Genomic DNA, 19,072 nt, shown 5'->3' on the forward strand with positions numbered 1-19,072 from the left:
GATCGCTTCGGACCCGGGGGGGCCGTCCGGATGCGGAAGCATGCCCCGGGGCGGAACCGCCCCATGAACGGCGATGCGCGGGGGCAGGGCGGGGTGGATTCCCGCCCCGATGCCGTCGCCCGGCCGGGACCGCCGGAAGCCGCCCTGGAAGTGCCGCTGCGTGCAGGCAATGTCATCGACCTGTTCAGCGGGATGGTCGTCGACCATCCGATGGGGATCGCGATCTCCCACGCCGGCCAGGACGTCGACTACCGGTCGCTGGACGCGCGTGCACGCCGCATCGCGGCGGACATCGTCGGCGCGGGCGTGCCCGCCGGCTCGATCGTCGCGCTGTTCCTGGACGATCCCGTGGACCAGGTCGCGGCCACGCTCGCATGCATGCGTGCTGGATGCGTGTTCGCGTCGCTGGACACGACGCAGCCGTCGCAGCGCCTCCGGCACATGATCGACGTGGCCGCCCCGGCGGCGGCATTGGTGCGGTCCTCCACCGCCGCCGCGTTCGCCGCGCTGGTGGACGGATCCGATCTGGCCCCTTGCGTGCTGGTGGTCGACGGGGCGCCCCGGGCAACGTCCGACGCGCCCGCGGCATCGGTCGTCGCGGATGGCGACGGCCGGGACGCACCGCGCGCCGTCGACCCCGACGACCCCTGCTACCTCTACTTCACGTCGGGATCCACCGGCCGCCCGAAGGCGATCCTTGGCAGGACGCGGGGGCTCGCGCATTTCATCCAGTGGGAGATCGCGGCGTTCGGGCTCGGTCCCGGTTCGCGCATCAGCCAGCTGACGGGCCCGTCGTTCGACGTGTACCTGCGCGACGTGTTCGCGCCGCTGTGCGCGGGCGGCACGCTCTGCATCCCCGAGCGTTCGACCCTGCATGACCCGGCCGCGCTCGAGCGCTGGATCGAGCAGTCGGGTGTCACGCTCGTCCATTGCGTGCCTTCGGTCTTCCGGCTGCTGCTCCAGCGCGAACCGGCGCCGGACCGGTTCCCGGCGCTGCGGTACGTGCTGCTTGCCGGGGAGGCGCTGCCGGCGGCGGATGCGAATGCATGGATCCGGCGCTTCGGCGCCCGCATCCGCCTGGCCAACCTGTACGGCCCGACCGAAACCACGCTGGCGAAGTTCTGCCACCTGTTGCCGGATGAACCGGTGCGAACGCCGTTCGTGCCGATCGGAACGCCGATCCCCGGGGCGCGGGTCGTGCTGCTCGGCGAGGACCTGTCGCCCGTGCCGCCGGGCGAGGCGGGCGAGATCCACATCGGGACCCCGTACAGGTCCCTCGGGTACCACCTCGCCCCGGACCTGACCGCAGCCGCCTTCATCGACGACCCCACGGGCACGGGGGGCATCCTCTATCGCACCGGCGACCTGGGCCGACTGCTCCCGGACGGGAACGTCGAGTTCATCGGCCGCAAGGATTTCCAGGTCAAGATCCGCGGCAACCGGGTCGAGCCGGGCGAGATCGAGGCACGGCTGCGTGACCACCCCGCGGTCCGGGAGGCGGTGGTGGTGGCGCGAGAGGACCGTCCCGGCGACCTGCGGCTGGTCGCCTACGTCGTTCTCCGGGATGGCGGCGCCAACGGGAGCGCCGCGCACGCCGGAACCACCGACCTGCGCCGGCACGTGGCGGAATGCCTGCCCGACTACATGGTCCCCGCGCATTTCGTCGAACTGGAGCGGATGCCGCTTTCGGCCAACGGCAAGCTCGACAGGGCATCGCTGCCGCCGCCCGGCGAAGGGCGCCCTGACCTGGCAGCGGACTACGCGCCGCCCCGTGCGGGCACCGAGGCACGCATCTGCGCGCTCTTCGCCGACGCGCTGGGCATCGCGCAGGTCGGACGGCATGACAACTTCTTCGAGGCCGGCGGCAACTCGCTCCTCGCGGCGGGCCTGCTCGACGGACTGCGCGAGCTCGCGGGACGGGACGTCGCCTCCACGCTGGTCTTCGCCCATCCGACCCCCGCAGCGCTCGCCGCGGCAGTTGCCGGCACCGACGGGGACTCGATCGAGCAGGCACGCCTGCCGCGACAGCACCGCCATCCCGCGACCGGCCCGGACCGTCCGGAAACGGGCGCGCGCGGCAACCGCCCGGAGCCCATCGCCATCATCGCCATGGCGGGCCGGTTTCCCGGCGCCGCGGACGTCGAGCAGTTCTGGGACAACCTCTGTGCCGGCCGGGACACGATCACGCGCTTCTGCCCGGACGAACTCGACCCCTCCATCCCGGCGGCCGATCGCCTGGACCCCGACTTCGTGCCGGCGCGCGGCGTCATCGATGGCGTCGAGATGTTCGATGCCGCGTTCTTCGGGATCAATCCGGGCGAAGCGCGGCTCATGGATCCGCAACACCGGGTCTTCCTCGAGTTGTGCTGGGAATGCATGGAGCGGGGCGGGCACGCGCCCGACGGCAGCACCACCCCCGTCGGCGTGTTCGCCGGGACGTACCACGCGACCTACCTGCAGCGACACGTGCTGGCGCATCCGGACCTTGTCGAGACGGTCGGTGCGTACCAGGTCACGCTGGCGAACGAGAAGGACTACATCGCGACGCGGATCGCGCACAAGCTCGACCTGACCGGTCCCGCGATCAGCATGTACACCGCGTGCTCGACGTCGCTGGTGGCGATCTGCCAGGCGGTGGACAGCCTGCGCGCGGGCAGCTGCGACATGGCGCTGGCCGGCGGCGCCTCCATCGTCTGCCCGCCGCGCCGCGGCCATCGATACCAGGAAGGGGCGATGTTCTCGCCCGACGGCCACACGCGCACGTTCGACGCGCGGGCGCAGGGCACGGTGTTCAGCGACGGCGCCGCCGTCGTGCTGCTCAAGCGGCTGTCCGACGCGCTCAGGGACGGCAATCCCGTGCACGCGGTGATCCTCGGTACCGCGGTCAACAACGACGGCGGCCGCAAGGCCAGCTTCACCGCGCCAAGCAGCCAGGCCCAGTCCGCGGTGATCGCGTTGGCACAGGACAACGCGCGCGTCCCGCCGCGCAGCATCGGCTACGTGGAGGCGCACGGCACCGCGACGCCCGTGGGCGATCCGATCGAGATCGAAGGCCTGACGCGCGCCTTCCGTCGCGGGACCGGGGACACCGGTTTCTGCCGCATCGGTTCGGTCAAGAGCAACGTGGGGCACCTCGTGATCGCCGCCGGTGCCGCGGGCGTGATCAAGACCGCGATGTCCCTCTCCGCGCGAACGATCCCCGCGAGCCTGCATTACGAGTCCGCCAACCCCGCGATCGATTTCGCGGACTCGCCCTTCGTCGTCAACGACGCCACGCGCGACTGGCCGGCCGGGAACGGTCCGCGTCGCGCGGGCGTGAGCTCGTTCGGCGTCGGCGGGACCAATGCCCACGTGGTGCTGGAGGAAGCCCCGTCGTTGCCCGACCCGGAACCGGCGACCGGCCCACAGCTGATCGTCCTCTCCGCACGCACGCCGACGGCGCTCGCGCAGGCGGCCTCGCGCCTGGCCGGACACCTGGAGCGGATGCCCGGCGAGAACCTCGCGGACGTGGCGTGGACGTTGTCGGCCGGACGCAAGGCCATGGCGCGCCGCCTGGCGATCGTGGCGTCGGATGCCGCGGACGCCGCGGGCCAGTTGCGTGGAACCGCGGTCGCCGACGCGGCCGCGGCGGCGCGCCCGGCGCGGGAGCGCGATGTCGTGTTCCTCTTCCCGGGGCAGGGCGCCACCTACCCGGGCATGGGACGCGAACTGCTCGCGGCCGAGCCCGGCTTCGCGGCCGCGTTCGAGGAATGCATGCAGGCGCTGGACCCGGACGACGCGAGGGCCCTGCGCGCGCGCATGTCTTCCGACGATCCCGAGGCACTCCTGCCCACGGCCGTCATGCAGCCGGCGACCTTCGTCCTGGAATACGCGCTCGCCCGGAACTGGATGGAGCTGGGGCTGGCGCCGACGGCGATGATCGGCCACAGCATCGGCGAGTTCGTGGCGGCGACGCTCGCCGGCGTGTTTCCGCTTCGGGATGCGCTGCGGCTGGTTGCCCGGCGCGGCGCCCTGATGCAGGCGCTGCCCCCGGGCGGGATGCTGTCGGTGCGCCTGCCGGCGGACACGATCGCCGGCATGCTTCCTGCGGACGTCGCGCTGGCCGCCGAGAACGCCCCCGCCAGTTGCGTGGTCGCCGGGACGGCCGGGGCGGTCGCCGCGTTCCAGGCCAACCTCGAGGTCTCCGGGATCGCCTGCCGCGCGCTGCGCACCTCGCATGCCTTCCACTCCGGGATGATGGATCCGGTGGTGGCACCGTTCCGTGCCGAAGTGGCGCGGCTGGATCCGGCCGCGCCGCGGATCCCCGTGGTGTCGACCTCGACCGGGGACTGGCTCGATGCCGCCACCGCGTGTTCGGCCGACTACTGGGCCTCGCACCTGCGGGCGCCCGTGCGCTTCGCGAGCGCACTTTCGCGGGTCCTCGACGCGCCCTCCCGGGTGCTGCTTGAAGTGGGCCCCCGGGGAAGCCTGTGCGCACTCGCGCGCCAGCATCCGGACAGCCGTGCCCACGGCATCCCGGCAATCCCCACGCTGGCCGACGACCCTGCGACGGAGGTGGCCAGCCTCAGGCTCGCGGCGGGGCGCCTGTGGAGCGTGGGCACCGCGATCGACCCGGGGCGTTTCGATCGCAGGACGTCGCGCAGGCGTCTGTGCCTGCCGACGTATCCCTTCGAACGCGAGCGGTACTGGGTCGACGCCGCGCCCGCGGGCGATGGCAACGTGCGGGCACACCCGGTGCTGGCCGATCGCGCATCGCCCATCGCGACCGTTGGCGAACACCAGGAAGCCCGCCCGGCCGCACCGTCGCCGGTCGTGGCGCCGGTCGACGATGGCGGCCTCCTGGCCCGGCTCAGGGAGATGTTCCGCGAGGTGTCCGGCGTCGACATCGAAGACGACGACCGCGCGTCCAACTTCATCGAACTGGGACTCGACAGCCTGGTCCTGACACAGGTCGCCACGCGGCTGCAGAAGACCTTCGCCGCCGGCATCACCTTCCGCCAGCTCATGGGCGAGTGCGCGTCGCTGGAGCGACTGGCCGCCACCCTGGCCGAACGCCTCCCGGCGCAGGCCGGTCCGGATGCACCCGTCACCGGCGTGGATGCGGCACGGCGCGACATCCGCCGCACGCGCGGCACCTCGCGCCGCGCACCGATGGATTCCGTGCACCCCACGGTCCCCGGGGCCCGGCTCGGGCGCGAACCGGACGGACGTCCCGCGTGGTTCGTCGACGATTCCGCCCGCCCGGGCAAGTACCTGAAGGTGGGCACATGAATTCCCTGGCCGTCGTCCCGCCGCGGTTCGAGCCGGTCGATTACGACCCGTTCCAGGGCGGGCCGCTCGCGGTGGTCGTCCCCACCACCGACCCGCAACGCGAGATCTGGCTGGCCGACCAGCTCGGCACGGAGGCGTCGCTCGCATTCAACCTCTCGGTCTCGCTGCATCTTCGCGGGCCGCTCGACGTCCCGGCGCTGCACGCGGCGCTGCAGGACCTCGTCGACCGCAACGATTCCCTGCGCGCCAGCGTGGGGCCCGATGGCGAGACCTTCTGCGTGCTCGAGCACGCGGACATCGCGGTGCCGTGCCTGGACCTCGCTTCGATGCCCGCCGCGGAGCGCGAGGCGGCACGCGTCGCGCGCCTCGAGGCGTCGGTGCGCACGCCGTTCGACCTTGCACGCGGACCGCTGTTCCGCGCGGAACTGCTGCGCCTCGGCGACGGGGAACACCTGCTGATGCTGTCCGCGCACCACATCGCCTGCGACGGCTGGTCCTGGTGGGTGCTCGTGCGCGAGCTGGGCGCCCTGTACGGCACGCGGACCGGTGCCGCGTCCGCGCCGCCCGGCCCGCCGGCGAGCTTCGCCGACTACGCCCTCGCGCAGGCCGACGCGAAGGCCGATCCCGCGAATGCGGAGGACGAGGCGTACTGGCTGGCGCGATTCCGGGACCAGGTTCCGGTGCTGGACCTGCCGACCGACCGGCCCCGTCCCGTTCGCCGGGGCACCGCCTCGGCGCGGGTCGACCACGTGCTGCACGACGCCGTCCTCGAGGAGCTCCGGAAGCTCGGTGCGCGACGGGGACGGAGCCTGTTCGCGACCCTCCTGGCCGGCTTCTCCGGGCTCCTCTCGCGGTTGACCGGACAGCGCGACGTGGTCGTGGGCATCCCGGCCGCCGGCCAGCCGGTGGCGGGCATCGAAACGCTGGTCGGCCACTGCGTGAGCACGCTGCCCCTGCGCTTCGACGTGGATCCCGCCCAATCGTTCAGCGACCTCGTGGACCACGCACAGGCGACCCTGATCGATGCCCTGGAGCACCAGCGCATCACCTTCGGCAGCCTGCTGGCGAAACTCCGTGTCGAGCGCGACCCCTCCCGGGTGCCACTGGTGGCGGTGCTGTTCAACCTCGACCAGGCCCTGGACCAGGAAGGGCAATCGTTCCCCGGACTCGAGCTGGCGTTCCGGAGCAATCCGCGCGCCAACGAGACCTTCGAGCTGTTCGTGAACGCCGTGCAGCAGGGCGGCGAACTGCACCTGGAATGCCAGTACAACAGCGACCTGTTCGACGGCGCCACCGTCAAGCGCTGGCTGCAATCGTACGAAGCACTGTTGCGCGCCGCGGTGGCGTCCGATGCGACCGAGTTCGGACGACTTCCCGTGCTGGACCGACCGGCGCTGGAGGAGCTCGATGCGCTCCACGACACGCGCCGACCGTACGACCGCGAACGCCGGATGCACGAGTACCTGGAACTCCAGTGCGACCGATCGCCCGGACGGACCGCCGTGGTGTGCGGCGCCGTCGCACTCACGTATGCGGAGCTGGATGCGCGCGCGAATCGCTTCGCGAACCTCCTTCGGCAGCACGGGGTGGGGCGGGGGGCGCTCGTGGGCCTGGCCGTGGACCGGGACGTCGACATGCTGGTCGCACTCCTCGGCGTCCTCAAGTCCGGCGCCGGCTACGTCCCGCTCGACCCGCACTTCCCCGCGGCGCGACTCGCCTACATGGCGTCCGACGCCGGGCTGCGCCTGCTGGTGGCCTCGCGCGAACACGTGGCCCGCTTCGATCCAACGCCTGGCACCGTGCTCGTGCTCGAGGACGCGATGCAGGCGCTGGACGCCATGCCCGCAACGCGCCCAGGCCGCGACGGGGCCGCCGCCCGCCCTGGCGACGTGGCGTACGTCATCTACACGTCCGGCTCGACCGGTCGTCCGAAGGGCGTGGTGGTGCCGCACCGCGCGGTGTCCAACTTCCTCGCGGCGATGCTGCACGAACCCGGACTGGACGAGGGCGACCGGCTGGTCGCGGTCACGACCCTCTCGTTCGACATCGCCGTCCTGGAACTGCTGCTGCCACTGTCCGTCGGTGCCTGCGTCGTCCTGGCGGACAGGGCGACGGCCGCCGACGGCCACGAACTGGCCGGGCTGCTGTCACGAAGCGGTGCAACGGTCATGCAGGCAACGCCGTCGACATGGCGATTGCTGCTCGAGGCCGGCTGGCGCGGTGGTCCCGCCTTCAAGGCCCTCTGCGGCGGCGAGGCGCTGCCGCCCGATCTCGCGGCCAGGCTGACGACCTGCTGCGGCGAACTGTGGAACCTCTACGGCCCCACGGAGACGACCGTCTGGTCCACCGCGGCGCGGATCCACGCGTCACCGGACGAAAGCCCGCCCGATGTGTGCATCGGCCGCCCCATCGCCAACACCATCGTCCGGATCCTGGATCCGCGCGGCGAACCCTGTCCACGCGGCGTGCCGGGTGAAATCTGCATCGGTGGCGACGGCGTGACGCTGGGGTATCTCGGACGGCCCGACATGACGGCGGAGCGTTTCGTCCCCGATCGCCTGGCCGGGGCCGGAGACGACGCAGTCCTCTATCGCACCGGAGACCGGGGGCGCTGGCGACCCGACGGCCAGCTGGAGCACCTCGGGCGACTCGACTTCCAGGTCAAGGTCCGGGGTTACCGGATCGAACTGGGCGAAGTGGAAGCCTCGCTCGCCAGCCATCCCACCGTCGCCGGCACGGTGGCCACCGTGCGCGAGGACGTCCCCGGCGATGCGCGGCTGGTCGCCTACGTCGTCCCGGCGTCCGGCACGGCGGTCGACGTGGACGGGCTGGTCGGGCACCTGCGCGACCGCCTGCCCGACTACATGCTGCCGCAGCACGTCGTCGTGCTCGATGCGCTCCCGTTGCTGCCCAATGGCAAGGTCGACCGCGGCTCGCTGCCGATGCCGTCCGGCGTGGTGGCGGGCGCGGCCACGCCCCGGCCACCCGCCAGTGAGGCCGAGCGTCGGATCACAGAACTCGTCGCCGCCGTGCTGGGACAGCGGGACGTCGGACCCGACGACGACTTCTTCGCGATGGGCGGTCATTCGCTGCTGGGAGCCCGGCTCCTTGCGCGCGTCGGCGACGCATTCGGGATCCGCGTGCCCCTGCGCACCCTGTTCGAAGCGCCTACCGCCGCGCGATTGGCCCAAGCCGTCGCCCGCATCGCCGAGGCCCGGGACGCGGCCGCCTGCCCGCCGACGCCCGGCGAGATCGCGCGCCAACCCGATCAGTCGCGCGCGCCGTTGTCGCCGATGCAGCAACGGGTCTGGGTGCAGGAACAGCTCCACCCGGGCAGGGCGACCTTCGGCATCGCATCGGCGTACCGGCTGCGCGGTGGCCTGGACACCGCCGCGCTCGGGGCGGCCCTCGCCGACGTCGTGGCGCACCAGCCGAGCCTGCGGACCGCGCTGGAGGTCGAGGGTGACGACCCGATCCAGCGCGTGCATGGCGACGTCCCGGTCGCGTTGCCGCTCGAGGACCTGTCGGATCGGCCTGGCGACGAAGCGCACGCCGAGGCGATGCGACGGATCGAGGCGCTCTCCGCCGAACCGATCGCGCTGGCCGCGGCACCCCTGTTCCGCACGCGACTGTTCAGACTCGATCCGGAGACCCACGTGCTGTTCTTCATGGCCCACCACGCCATCTGGGACGGCGTCTCCCAGCACCTGTTCGAACTCGAGATGGCGCAGGCGTATGGCGCGCGGGTCGGGGGCCGGGCCGTGGCGCTGCCGCCGCTCGAGCGCAGCTACGTCGATTTCGTCCACTGGCAGCGGGGGCAGGCCGTCCTGCCCGAGGCCCGGGAGCAACTGGCGCACTGGCTGCGGAGGCTCCCGGCCGGGATCGAGCCGCTGCAACTTCCGGAGGACCTGCCGCGTCCGCTCGAGCCCTCGGGGCGGGGCGGCTCGGAATCCGTGCGGATCGATGGCGACACCCTTGCCGGCCTCCGGCGCCTCGGGGCGGCGGTGGACGCGAGCCTCTTCATGACCCTCCTGGCCGTCTACTTCGCATGGCTGTACCGGCTGACGGGGCAGCGCGACCTGGTGGTCGGGGTCCCCGTGCGCAGCCATGTGCCCGCCACGATGGACGGTGTCATGGGCTTTTTCGTCAATCTCCTGCCCGTGCACGTGCAGGTGGACCCCGGCGCCTCCTTCATGGCGCTGATCGTGCGTGTCCGCGATGCCGTCCTCGACTGCTTCTCGCAACCGGACGTCGCGCTGGAGGCGCTCGTGCAGGGACTGCGCCTGCGCCGCGATCCGAGCCGGACGCCGCTTTACCAGGCCGTGTTCTCGTTCCAGGAACAGCAGGGCACGGCCGCGCGTTGGGCGACAGTGGCCTGCGAGCCCCTCGATCTGCCACAGGCCACCGCAAGCAACGACCTGGCCGCCTGGTGTGTCGCGAACGACGATGGCCTGCGAGCGACGCTCAACTACAACGCGGACATCCTGCTGCCTTCATCCGCGTCCGCCATGGCGCGCCGGTTCGAGGCGATGCTCGCACGGGTCGAGGCACGGCCGGATGCCGTCCTCGGGGATCTCGACTGGCTGTCGGCGGAGGATTCCCGAGCATTGGCGGCGTGGAACGCGACGGGCGCCCCGGTGCAGGGTCCCGCAAGCGTGCACGGCATGCTCGCCGCGCAATTCGCCGCCACCCCGCACGCGGAGGCGATCGTCCTCGATGGCAAGGCGACGAGTTATGCGCAACTGGAGGCGCGGAGCCGACGGATCGCCGCGGCGCTCCATGCGCGTGGCGTGGGCGCGGGGGATCTCGTCGGCGTGTGCCTCGACCGGCATCCGGACATGGTGGCGTGCCTTGTCGGCATCCTGGCCGCAGGTGCGGGCTACGTGCCCCTGGATCCGGCGTATCCGGCGGATCGGCTGCGCTTCATGGCCGAGGACGCCGGCCTGGTCATGGTGGTCGGCGAGGGCGACCTGGCCGATCCGCTGGGCCTGCCCGATGACAGGCTGCTGCGCCTGGACGCCGACGCCGGATGGATCGATGGCATCGCACCGGATGTCCGGTTGCCGGAGGTCGGGCCGGACGATACCGCCTATGTCATCTACACGTCCGGTTCGACCGGGAAGCCGAAGGGCGTGCGCATACCGCACGGTGCAGTCGCCAACTTCCTCGCGAGCATGCGGCGCAGGCCGGGCATCCTCCCATCCGACCGCCTTCTCGCGGTCACCACGACGTCCTTCGACATCGCGGTGCTCGAGATCTTCCTGCCGCTGGCCAACGGCGCGTGCGTGGTGCTTGCATCGCGCGAGGACGTCTTCGACGGCGTCGCGCTCGCGTCGCTGCTCGAGCGGAGTGGCGCGACGATGATGCAGGGCACGCCGTCGGTGTGGCGGTTGCTGCTCGATTCCGGATGGCGGGGCCATGCGGGGTTCAAGGCACTGTGCGGCGGCGAGCCGCTCGCGCCGGACCTCGCGCGCGGCTTGCTCGCGGGCGGGGTGGAACTCTGGAACATGTACGGACCGACGGAGACGACGGTCTGGTCGACATGCGCGCGGATCCACCCCGGACCCGTCGGCGCGCCGCCGGACGTGCACGTCGGAACGCCGATCGACAACACGACGGTGTGGATCCTGGACGCGCGCGGGCAGGTGTGCCCGCCCGGCGTCCCGGGCGAGATCCACATCGGCGGCGCGGGCGTTGCGGTCGGCTACCTCGCACGCCCCGACCTGACGGCAGAACGATTCGTCGACGACCGGTTCGCGACGGCCGGGGACCGGGCGCCATCGCGCCTGCCGCCTCGCCTGTACCGGACCGGCGACCGGGGCCGCTTGCGCCACGACGGCAACCTGCAGCACGAGGGACGGCTCGACTTCCAGCTGAAGCTGCGGGGCCACCGGATCGAGCCGGGCGAGGTCGAGTCGTGCCTGGTGGCGTGCGACGACGTCGCACAGGCGCTGGTCGTCGTGCGCGAGATGGCGCCGGGCGACCTGCGGCTGGTGGCCTATGTCGTTGGCGTGCCCGGCGCCGCGGTCGATCCCGCGGTCCTGCGGACCCGCCTTCGCGACGCGCTCCCCGCCTACATGGTGCCGCAGCATGTCGTCGTGCTGGACGCCTTCCCGATCCTCCCCAACGGGAAGATCGACCGGAACGCGCTGCCGGCGCCCGCCGTGTCGATGGAGGCCGCCGCGCCCCTCCAGGACGCGGTGGGACCGGCAGCCGACCCCCGCGTGCGCTATCTGGCGCAGGTGTGGTCCGAACTGCTCGGGGTGCCGGCGGGCCCGGGGGACAACTTCTTCGAACTCGGGGGGCACTCGATGCTGGCCGTGCAGATGGCCAACCGGGTCCAGCGGGACACGGGCGTCCGGATCCGCCTGATCCGGCTCGCCGCGGGGACGCTCGCGCAGTTCGCGGACGAGCTGCCCATGGGTGGTTCCACGGAAGTCGCGCGGCCCGGGATGGGGCGCCGGGTCACGGACGGCCTCCGACGCCTGTTCGGGCTCACCGCGGGATCGGGCCGGTGATGGCGCGCCCGGGCGATCTCGACCTGGCTCGCCCCGGCCGCGGGACGTCGACGTGACGACCGGCGCATGGCAGGCGCTCTGGATGGGGGAAGCGCCCGACCGACGCTATGCCGCGTTCCATCCCGCACCCGGGCGCGCGACGACTGGCGCCCTGCTCGTGCCCCCCCTGTTCCACGAGATGCCAAGGAGCCGACGATTCCTGACCGAGGTGGCGAGCGAGGTGGCTGCCGCGGGATTGCCCTGCCTGCGCTTCGACTTCCTCGGCACGGGCGACTCCGGGGGCCGTGGCGAGGTGCAGGACTTCGACTCCATGTGCGCGGACCTCGACCTTGCCGCGGCGACCCTGCGCGAACTGGCGCAAGTCCAGCGGCTGGTGGCGCTGGCGTGGCGCGCCGGTGCGCTGGTCGTGGACGCGTGGCTGGCCCGCGGCGGGGCGGTTGACCACGTAGTGTCGTGGGAGCCGGTCCCGGATGGCGCCGACTGGTTGCGGGAACTCGTCGAATGCGACCGCATCGAACGCGATCGCCGCCCGCCGCCACGCCCGGGCGTGGCGCGGACATCGGACGCCTCGGACGGCCAGTTGATGGGCTTCCCGGTGTCCCCGCGCCTGCGCGGTGAACTCGAGGCCTTCGTGCCGGGGCGCGGGACCCGGCGCGGCAACGCCGTCGCATGGGCGATCTTCGGCAGTGGAGGTGGGGCGACCGCCGATCGCTACACGCGCACGTTCCGGCTTCCGGCGGGGGCCCCCAGCTTCAGCCGCGGCGCGGCGATGGATGCGACGTTCTTCCTCACCCCTGCGGTCCGCGCGACTGTGGCCGAAATGGCGCGGGCACTTCGGCAGGGCACGTCCCGGTGAACGCCGTGGTTGCCCCGGAAGCGGCACCGCTCGACGGCCGCGAGGCCCTCGTGGACTTCGGGCCGGATGGACGCCTCACCGGCGTGCTCGCCGGGGCCGGGGCATCCGGCCCGGTCCTGTTGCTGCCCAGCGCCGGACTGCAGCCACGCGCGGGGCCGTTCCGCCTCCATGCCGAGCTCGCCCGGGAACTGTCGGCACATGGCATCCGCAGCTTCCGGTTCGACGTGCCGGGCGTGGGTGAAGCACCGCGCCTGCAGGACTGCGACGCGGCCGGTGCGACGATCGCCGCGATGGACCGGCTTGCGTCGCTCCACCGGTGCGGAGCCTTCGCGGTCGGTGGCATCTGCAGCGCGGCCGACACCGCATGGGAAGTCGCCAACCGCGACCACCGCGTGTGCGCGCTGTTGCTGCTGGACGGCCTCGTGTTCGCGGGGCCCTGGTTCCGCTATGCCCGCGTGCTGAGCCTCGTGCGTCGGCTGCCCCGGGAGTGGCGGCACTTCGCGAAACGACTTCCAGCAAGGCTGCGGGGCAATGGCGGATTTGATTCGGATGCCTTCCGGAGCTGGCCGCCGCACCACCTGGCGCGCAGGCAGTTCGCGGAACTCATCGCGCGCGACGTCCGCATGCTTTTCGTCTTCAGTGGTGATTACGGCGACCGGTTCCTCGACCCCCGGCAGTTCGAATGGAGCTTCGGACCGCCGTCGCGCGACCCCCGCGTGGAAATGCTCCATTGGCCGGATTGCGACCACACCTATTTCGGGCGGGCGCACCGTGACCGCCTGATTGCCAGGGTGGTGGCGTGGATGCTGGACATCGCGGGAGGGCCGCGTCCTTGAGCGCCGAGCGTGCCGCACTGGCCACGCCCCTCTATCCGGTGCCCGGTGGGAGGGTGGACCCGCTGAGGGTGGCGCTCGTGTGTCCGCCGCGCGTTCCCGCCTGGATCATCGCGTTCCAGGGGCTCGCGCGTGGCAATCCCTGGCTCGAACTCACCGTCGTGGTCGTGCCGGACGCGTCGCTGCCTTCGGTGCGGTCGGTGCCCGCCGGTATCCGGGCGTTCGTGGCACTCGAACACGCGCTCAACGGCCGCGAGGCCGGCCTCGCGCCGGTCGCGACGCCCGTGGACGATGCCGACCGGGACGTGCGACCGGCGGATCGCCTGGTCGCACTCCAGCCGGAACTGGTCCTGATGCTGGCCCACTGGGCCGGCTTCGACCCGTCGGCCTTCCCTGCGCCGCCACTGGGCCGATGGCACGTCGATGCGAACCTGGTCGATCCGCGCCACGCAGGCCTGCCCCTGGTCGACGCGATCGTCCGGCGCGAAGCGGCCACTCAGGTGGCGCTGGCCCTGGTCGCCGGGGGGGCGCCGCCGCAGGTGCTGGCCAGCAGCTGGGGCCGGACGCGCGCACCCTCGTTCGCGCTGCAGCGCCGCGATGCGTTCCGCAAGGTGCCGCCCCTGCTGTTGCGCGCATTGCACCGGTTGGCCTCCGCCGAAGCGTCGCTTCCCGGGGTGCCGGACGCGAGGTTGCAGCTGGCCTCGCCGGAAGGCGCCCCGGTCCGGGCCACGGGGTTGCGCGCCGCCTTGGCGACCCTGTGCGCCGGGGCCCGTTCGCTCGCCGGTCGGCATGGCCCTCGCAGGCAATGGATGCTTGCCGTTCGCCGGGAAACGCGACCCCTCGATCCCGGTGCGCCCACGCTGGGCAGGCACGAGATCATCCGGGCGCCGCGGGGGTGGTGGGCGGACCCCTGCGTGGTGGACGATGCAGGACGCACGCTCGTCTTCGTCGAGGAGATGGTCCGATCGCGCGGGGATCGCGCCCGCATCGCCTGCCTGGAACTCGCCGTCGACGGCCCCAGGCGCCTCGGCGTGGTGCTCGAGGAGCCGGGACACCTGTCCTATCCCCAGGTGTTCGAGTGGCAGGGGCGGTGGTACCTGACGGTGGAGTCCAACGATGCGCGCAGGGTGAGCCTGTACCGGGCGGAAGCGTTCCCGCTTCGTTGGACGCGGGTGTGCGAACTGGTCACCGACAGGGTCTGCGTCGACCCGACGCTCCACCACCACGAGGGACGCTGGTACCTGTTCGCCAACGTGGCCGAGAACGGAAACAGCCGGTGCGACGACCTCTTCCTTTTCGTCGCGGACGACCTCGAGGGCCCGTACCGCCCGCATCCGGTCGCACCCGTGGTCGGCGATGTCCGCCGTGCGCGGATGGCCGGGCGGCTGTTCCGGCATGACGGCCGCCTCATCCGACCCGCCCAGGACTGCGCGCCCCGGTACGGCAGCGCGATCGTCTTCAACGAGGTCGTCGAACTGGGACCCACGGTCTACCGCGAGCGGCGGCTCGGCCGCTGCGCGCCCGGTGAGGCGTCCTGGTTCAAGGGGTTCCACACCTACAGTGCCGCCGGCGGGGTGGAAGTCCTCGATGCCCTCGGGTTCGCTCGGGAGCGCGTCCTGCGCACGCCCGCGTCGCGGGCCGTCAATGCGACGGGCGAAGGCACCGCCGGCGACGTGGCGGCGCCGCCCGGCCAGCCGTCCGCCTGATGCGCCGCCGAGGCCGCGGACGGGCGGTGGGGTGGTTGGGACGTCATCGCATGGAGACGGGGATGGAGCCGAACGCGATGTCCGGGCCGGCAGCGTCGACGCCTCGGCCGCGACGCCCCGGCCTGGTGACGCACTACTTGCGCTACTCCGCCTCGAGCGTGGTCCTGATGCTCGCCGGGCTGGTGTCCTTCCCCATCGTCACCCGGCTCCTGGACAACACCCAGTACGGCGTTTTCCGCTACTACGAGGCCCTCATGCTCGCGGGCGTGGTCCTCATGAAGCTGGGCGCCCAGCATTCGATCAGCCGGTTCTACCCCTATGGCGACACCGGCGAAGGGCGCGCGAAATCCTTCGGCACCACCCTGGTCCTGGCGCCGATGGTCCTGTCGCTGCTGCTGTGGATACTGGGGACGGGCGGCCTGGCGCTGTGGTCGTGGTGGTCGGGTCGGGCCTTGCATCCGGTCGCCTGGCTGGCGGTGGTGATGGTGCCCATGCTCGCCGCCAGCGCCATCGTGCAGATGGTGGCGAGGGCCGGCGAGCGGTCCGACCTCGTGGTCGCCACGCGCGTGGCCGGCCGCCTGCTGGAACTCGCGCTGGTGCTGGGTGCGCTGGTGCTGGTGCAGCGGAGCGCAACCGCGGTGTTCGCCGGGAAGCTCGTCGCGACGCTGGTCCTGACCGCCTGGCTGCTGGCCTGGCTGCGCGCGAACGTGCCGGTGGCGCGTGCCGCCCTCGACCCCGGGGCCTTCCGGTCGGCGATGGCCTACGGACTGCCCCTCATGGCCAACGAGTTCGCGCACCAGGTGATGGGAACCCTTGATCGCGTGATGCTCAAGGAACTCACGGGCGACTTCGCCGCCGTCGGGATCTACACGATCGGCTACTCGCTCGCGATCCTGGTGAGCGTATTCATCAGCGCCACGCTCTGGGAAGCCTTCACGCCCGTGGTCGTCCGCACGTACGAGACGAGCGGCGCACCCGCCGTGAGGGCACTCAAGGCGAGGATCCTGCTTCCGTTGACGTACGTCGTGGTGGCGATCGTCGCCCTGCTGCTGGTGTCGGGCCAGGACCTGCTCGTCGCGCTCAGCGGAGCCGGGAAGGCGGCATCGGGGGAAGTCTTCGTGGTCGTCGGGATCGTCCTGGCCCTGTTCGCGCTCTTCGAAGTGTGCAGCTACGGGATGCTCCTGAAGCAACGCTCCCTCGCGTTGCTCATGATGTCGGTCGCGGGCGCAGCGCTCAACGTGGCGCTGAACGTGCTCCTGGTGCCGAGGATGGGCTACATGGGTTCGGCCTGGGCGACGGCGATGACCTATGGCGCCCTGGCGGTCGCCTGGTTCGTCGCGTGCCCGAAAGGACTCGCGCAGTTTCCCTCGCCGCGCACGATCGTCGTGTCGATCGCGTGCGGGGCGCTGCTCGTGGGGATCGGGCTCGGGAGCGACCTGTTCGGCACCGTGGGCGCATGGTCGCGCCTGGCCGTGGCTGGCGGTCTGTTCGCCGTGCTGTATGTCGCACCGGTGCTGGCGCTCGACCCGCGTGCCCGCGACCTCGTGCTCGCGCTGCGGGCGAAGGCTCGCTGACGCCGGGGCGGGCGAGGAGGCCGGCCCGGCGCCCGGCGGGGTGTCCGTCCGCCGTTCGCGTTTGCGTGACTACCCTGTACTTCCGGGCTGCATGGACCGGCCATGGCCACGCGGACCACGACGATCGGGCAGGATGCGAGGGACAGGGCGGAGGCCGCGTTCCACGATGCCCGGATCGAAGAGGAGGACCGGAACCTCGGCTATGTCTATGCGTCGGTCGCCGATGCCTACGCGTTCACCGGGATTCCCGCGCCGTGCATGGATCGCTCGGTGCTTGAGCTCGGCTGCTTCAAGGGCCGGCGCGCCCTGGCAGCGGAGGGCTTCAGCGGGCGCTACGTGGGCATCGATATCAGCCCGGCGGCCGTCGAACACTGCAGTGCGCTCGGCCTCCCACCCAATTTCGAGTTCCGCGTCGACAACGCCAACACGCTGGCGACAGTCGGGGACGGCGATGTCGACTACGCCTTCGGCGACGGGGTGCTGCACCACCTCGACCTCGCCAGCTTCGCGCCCGCGCTGGCCCGCGTCCTGTCCCCGACGGGACGCGCGCGCTTCGTCGAGCCGGCGCAGGGCAACGTCGCGCTGCGCGCCTTCCGGCGCCTGACCCCCGGTCTGCGCACGCCCGACGAGCACCCGTTCGATCGCGAGTCGATCGACCTCCTGGAACGGCACTTCGAGGTCGCGGTCGAACACCAAGCGTTGTCCCGCCCCTTCCTGCCGATGATGTTCCTCAACAGCCGGTGGTCGATCGCGCTCGCGCGCCGGTTGGACGATTGGCTGCTGCAATGGCCCGTCTTCCAGCGCCAGGCCTGGTTGTTGCTGATCGAACTCCGGAAGAAGAAAAGCCGGGCCGCGTGAGACGCGGCCCGGCCCCGGGACCCATGGTGCGCGTGGCGCCCGTCCTATCGTGAGATCAACCAGTCGGTATTCGTGATGTTGGTCATCGACTTCTGGGTGCGCACGTAGGCGGAACGCCAGATGTTGTTGCCGCCGGTGACGCCGTTGCGCCAGATGATGTCGGAACGGCCGTCGCCGTCGTAGTCGCCGGTGCCGACGATGTTCCAGTCCAGGTTGCTCACGGTCGGCATGGCGATTCGATCCCTGTAGTCCGCCGCCCACCACATCGCGTTGGCGCCGGTGGTCTTCTCGCGCCAAAGGACGTCCGAAACGCCATCGCCATCGTAGTCGCCGGTGCCGACGACCTGCCAGTTCGTGTTGGTCACGTTGGTCATGGCCATGGCCGCGCTTGCGGATCCGGACCGCCAGATGTTGTTCCCGCCGGTGACGCCGTTGCGCCAGACGACATCGCTGCGGCCGTCCCCGTCGAAGTCCCCGACGCCGACGATGTCCCAGTCGAGGTTGCTCACGGTCGCCATGGTGATCCGCGTCCTGGAATCGGCCGACTTCCAGATCGTGCTCGCTCCGGTCGTCGGGTCATGCCAGAGGACGTCGGACACGCCGTCGCCGTCGAAATCGCCGGTTCCGGCGACCTGCCAGTTCGTGTTGGTGACATTCGTCATCGCCATCTGGTTGTGCACCGAGCCCGAGCGCCAGATGTTGTTGCCGCCGGAGACGCGGTTGCGCCAGATGATGTCCGAGCGTCCGTCGCCATCGAAGTCACCCACGCCGACGATGTCCCAGTCCAGGTTGCTGACCGTCGGCACGGCGACCCTGGCCTTCGAGTTCGCGGACAGCCAGATGGCGCTGGCGCCGGTGGTCGGGTTGTGCCAGAGGACGTCGGCCACGCCATCTCCGTTGAAGTCATGGGGAGAGGAGTTGCCGTTGACCGGGTCGCCCTGCGGTTCGTCCCGCTGGAGCTCGTACGCGCCGATGTCGCTGGACGCGCCGGCCGGGCGCGGCTGGAGCAGGAAGTCCGTGGCGACCGAGGCCATCACCGGCACCCTGTCCACCACCGGGCTGCCGTCGAGCGGCTCCGCGTCGAACCCGGCCAGGGTCATGTCGGCGAACTTCGGGTTCGCGCAGGTCACGCCGGTGGGACAGGAGACCACGTTCCAGGCCAGGTTGCCGGACACGGTCTTCTCGCCCGACACGCTGCCGGTGATGAAGCCGCGCTTGGTGCCGTCGATGAAGTAGGGGAACCCGACGCCGACGTTGTTCTGGATCATGATCCGGTCGCTGCTGGTGCCACCGGTGTGCACGATCTGGCCTTCGCCTTCGCCGGCCACGGTGTTGTGGCGCACGACCACCGTGTCGTTGCCGGTCAGCACCAGACGCAGCGTCGCGCCATAGGCACGGCACAGGTCGCCGTCCTGCATGAAGTGCCTGTTGCGGAAGTACGTGCAGTGCCCGACCA

General features: G+C 71.6%; 8 protein-coding genes. 7 read left to right on the forward strand and 1 reads right to left on the reverse strand.

The window, feature by feature from the left end:
- Positions 1 to 63: 63 nt before the first annotated feature.
- The 7 genes from ACYU7H_RS08845 to ACYU7H_RS08875 all read left to right on the forward strand — a co-directional run bounded on the left by ACYU7H_RS08845 (position 64) and on the right by ACYU7H_RS08875 (position 17,616).
- Positions 64 to 5,271 (forward strand): amino acid adenylation domain-containing protein, encoded by a 5,208-nt coding sequence (locus ACYU7H_RS08845; protein ID WP_460813937.1) that lies wholly within the window; start codon positions 64 to 66, stop codon positions 5,269 to 5,271.
- Positions 5,268 to 11,789 carry an amino acid adenylation domain-containing protein gene (locus ACYU7H_RS08850; RefSeq protein WP_460813939.1) on the forward strand — a complete coding sequence of 2,174 codons (6,522 nt, stop codon included), beginning with the start codon at positions 5,268 to 5,270 and terminating at the stop codon, positions 11,787 to 11,789. The genes ACYU7H_RS08845 and ACYU7H_RS08850 overlap by 4 nt, the downstream gene beginning before the upstream one ends.
- A gap of 52 nt (positions 11,790 to 11,841) precedes the next feature.
- On the forward strand, positions 11,842 to 12,645 hold the full coding sequence (locus ACYU7H_RS08855; protein ID WP_460813940.1) for a serine aminopeptidase domain-containing protein: 804 nt from the start codon (positions 11,842 to 11,844) through the stop codon (positions 12,643 to 12,645).
- Positions 12,642 to 13,481 (forward strand): alpha/beta fold hydrolase, encoded by an 840-nt coding sequence (locus ACYU7H_RS08860; protein WP_460813941.1) that lies wholly within the window; start codon positions 12,642 to 12,644, stop codon positions 13,479 to 13,481. Before ACYU7H_RS08855 ends, ACYU7H_RS08860 begins: the two co-directional genes overlap by 4 nt.
- Positions 13,478 to 15,184 (forward strand): glucosamine inositolphosphorylceramide transferase family protein, encoded by a 1,707-nt coding sequence (locus ACYU7H_RS08865; RefSeq protein ID WP_460813943.1) that lies wholly within the window; start codon positions 13,478 to 13,480, stop codon positions 15,182 to 15,184. The genes ACYU7H_RS08860 and ACYU7H_RS08865 overlap by 4 nt, the downstream gene beginning before the upstream one ends.
- Positions 15,185 to 15,309: 125 nt before the next feature.
- Positions 15,310 to 16,758, forward strand: a complete 1,449-nt coding sequence (locus ACYU7H_RS08870) for an oligosaccharide flippase family protein (RefSeq protein WP_460813944.1) — start codon at positions 15,310 to 15,312, stop codon at positions 16,756 to 16,758.
- A 102-nt stretch (positions 16,759 to 16,860) separates the two neighbouring features.
- The gene (locus ACYU7H_RS08875) at positions 16,861 to 17,616 is read left to right on the forward strand and encodes a class I SAM-dependent methyltransferase (RefSeq protein ID WP_460813946.1); all 756 of its coding nucleotides are present in this window, start codon (positions 16,861 to 16,863) and stop codon (positions 17,614 to 17,616) included.
- Between the two features lie 44 nt (positions 17,617 to 17,660).
- Here ACYU7H_RS08875 and ACYU7H_RS08880 read toward each other — a convergent pair.
- Positions 17,661 to 19,072, reverse strand: a 1,412-nt coding sequence (locus tag ACYU7H_RS08880; RefSeq protein WP_460813947.1) for an FG-GAP-like repeat-containing protein, incomplete at its 5' end; no start/stop codon positions are given.

The organism is Luteimonas pelagia, from assembly GCF_054776035.1.